The following is a 2941-nucleotide window of genomic DNA, read 5'->3' as shown; positions in this document are numbered from 1 at the left end:
ACTGAGCTAACGCCCCAACGAAGTCAAAAATTATATCAAGGCATTTTCGATCGCGCAATAGCTGCGTGCATTTTATTGTGAATCCGTTGACGGGGCGGCGGCTACAATGCGCTCGTTCCGGCCATCGCCAGTCCCCGCACACGGAGAACCCTTCATGCATGCCAGAGTCCTGCGCTACCTCGACGAGGTGGTGAGCCGCGGCTCGATCCGCCAGGCCGCGCTGCACCTGCATGTGGCGCCGACCGCGATCAACCGGCAGATCCTGGATCTGGAGGCCGAGCTGGGCGCGCCCTTGTTCGAGCGCATCAACAAGCGGCTGCGGCTCACGCCGCTCGGCAAGCTGGTGCTGGCCCACGTGCGCCAGACCCTGCGCGAGCACGAGCTGCTGCGCAGCCGGATCGAGGCCGTCAAGGGCATGCGCCAGGGCGAGGTCACGGTCGCCACCACGGCCGGCCTGGCCGGCTCGCTGATGCCGTCGCTGGTGCACGGTTTCCGCCAGCAGTACCCGGGCATCCTGGTGCGCCTGCTCGATCTGCCGGTGGCGGAAATCGCCGCCGCCGTCGAGCGCGGCGACGCCGACCTCGGCCTGGGCTACGACCTGCCCGACGTGGCCGCATTCCGCATCCTCGCCGGCAGCGACTGGCCGGTCGGCGCGGTGGTGGCGCCGGACCACGCGCTGGCGGCGCAGCCGTCGGCGCTGCTGGCCGAATGCCTGGCGTGGCCGGTGATCCTGCCCGCGCCCTCGATGTCGCTGCGCGGCCTGCTCGACGAAGGCTTCGCGCGCGCCGGGCTGGCGGTCCTGGCGGCCACGGAGACGACCTCGACCGCGCTGATGCGCAGCCTGGTCATGCTCGGCGACGGCATCGCCTTTCTCAATCCGCTCGACGTGCTCGACGAACGCGCGCGCGGCACGCTCGCGTGGCTGCCGCTGCGCGACGGCAACCTGCCGCGCCAGACCCTGCGGCTGGTGGCGCGGGCGCGCGGCGAGCCAGGCGCCGCCGCCGGCCTGATGGCCGAGCGCATCGGCGCCGCGCTGGCCGAGGTGTTCGGCGCGGCGCGCTAGCCTGCAAATCTCCGGCCGGCGCTGTGCTGATTTTGCGCACAGCATCGGCGCAATTCGATGCTTTGCCGGGCGCGGCCGGCGCCGTAGACTGCCCGGGCCTTCCACAACCGCTGCGGAGATGCCGCCATGCCCCTGATCCTGCTCCACGCCGACGTGCTCGTGACGATGGACGAACGGCGCCGCGAGATCGCCGACGGCGCGCTGGTGGCGCAAGGCCCGGCCATCGAATGGGTCGGCGCCAGCGCGGACCTGCCGCCGCAGTACCGCCGCCTGATCGACGAGGGGCGGGCCGAGGTGCTCGACATGCGCGGCCATGTGGTCACGCCGGGCCTGGTCAACACGCATCACCACATGTACCAGAGCCTCACGCGCGCGGTGCCGGCGGCGCAGGACGCCGAGCTGTTCTCCTGGCTGGGCAGCCTCTACCTGCTGTGGTCGCACCTGACGCCGGAGATGATCGATGTCTCCACGCGCACCGCGATGGCCGAGCTGATGCTGTCGGGCTGCACCACCACCAGCGACCATCTCTATCTCTACCCCAACGGCGCGCGCCTCGACGACGCCATCGCGGCGGCGGCGGACATGGGCATGCGCTTCCATGCCGCGCGCGGCTCGATGAGCGTCGGCCGCAGCAAGGGCGGCCTGCCGCCCGACTCGGTGGTGGAAGAGGAGGGCGCCATCCTCGCCGACAGCCAGCGGCTGATCGAGCGGTATCACGATGCCTCGCGCCACGCCATGCTGCGCGTGGTGGTGGCGCCGTGCTCGCCGTTTTCCGTATCGCGCGACCTGATGCGCGAGTCGGCGCGGCTGGCGCGCAGCTACGGCGTGTCGATGCACACCCATCTGGCCGAGAACGACAACGACATCGCCTATTCGCGCGAGCGCTTCGGCCTGACGCCGGCGCAGTACGCCCAAGAACTCGGCTGGGTCGGTCCCGACGTGTGGCACGCGCACTGCGTGAAGCTCGACGGCGACGGCATCGCGCTGTTCGCGCGCACCGGCACCGGCGTGGCCCATTGCCCGTGCAGTAACATGCGGCTGGCGTCGGGCATCGCCCCGGTGCGCGCGATGCGCGACGCGGGCGTGCCGGTGGGGCTGGGCGTGGACGGCAGCGCTTCCAACGACGGCGCCCACATGCTTGGCGAAGCGCGCCAGGCCATGCTGCTGCAGCGCGTGGGCTACGGCCCCGCGGCCATGAGCGCGCGCGAGGCGCTGGAGATCGCCACGCTGGGCGGCGCGCGCGTGCTCGGGCGCGACGACATCGGCGCGCTGGCGCCCGGCATGTCGGCCGACTTCGTCGCCTTCGACATGCGCGCGGTCGCCTACGCCGGCGCCGGCCACGATCCGGTGGCGGCGCTGGTCTTCTGCACGCCCGGCAACGTCGCCGCCAGCGTCATCAACGGCAAGGTGGTGGTGCGCGGCGGCGAGCTGCTGAGCGCGGAGTTGCCGCGCGTGCTGGCGCAGCACCGCGGCCTGGCGCGCGCGCTGTTCGAGCGCGCCGGCACGCCGGCGTAAGCCTGCGCGGCGGGCGCCGCGCGCGCAGGACCGGAATGCCACGTGCGCGCGACCCCACTCGAGTGGGGCAGCATCATGTTTCCAATGTATTCACACTTGTCCCCGGGACGTTCCCCGAACGCCCCTGACCCTTCCCGAGCCCGCAGACCTGCGGGCTTTTTTTTGCGCGCGAGGATGGCGTGCCGAGATGCCGCGGCGGCCGATCGTGCCGATGACATCTGTCACATTGATGCGGTATCAATGTCGGGACGACGCAGACACCGAAGCGGACAAGAGGCGCGCGCAGCGGCAACGAAAAAGCGGGGAAAAGCGGCAGGCGCGGGAAACAAAAAAAGAAAGCGGAAAAGAAAAAAGCCGGGAGCA

At 70.8% G+C, this 2941-nt stretch carries 2 protein-coding genes; both read left to right on the top strand.

The features are described from left to right. Positions 1-154 precede the first annotated feature (154 nt). Entirely contained in the window at positions 155-1063 is a 909-nt protein-coding gene (locus tag K206_RS0136275; RefSeq protein WP_020207120.1) for a LysR substrate-binding domain-containing protein, read from the top strand. Positions 1064-1189: 126 nt separating this feature from the next. Next, complete coding sequence (locus K206_RS0136270) at positions 1190-2578, top strand: 8-oxoguanine deaminase (protein ID WP_020207119.1); 1389 nt, start codon at positions 1190-1192, stop codon at positions 2576-2578. Positions 2579-2941: the final 363 nt, after the last annotated feature.

Source organism: Cupriavidus sp. WS, from assembly GCF_000395345.1.
GTDB lineage: Bacteria > Pseudomonadota > Gammaproteobacteria > Burkholderiales > Burkholderiaceae > Cupriavidus > Cupriavidus basilensis_B.
This window is presented reverse-complemented; position numbering and strand designations above follow the sequence as displayed.

What these genes read in the sequence shown, in the direction of transcription:
- K206_RS0136275 (WP_020207120.1), top strand. Translation starts at nt 155, where the DNA reads ATGCATGCCAGAGTCCTGCGCTACCTCGACGAGGTGGTGAGCCGCGGC.
- K206_RS0136270 (WP_020207119.1), top strand. Translation starts at nt 1,190, where the DNA reads ATGCCCCTGATCCTGCTCCACGCCGACGTGCTCGTGACGATGGACGAA.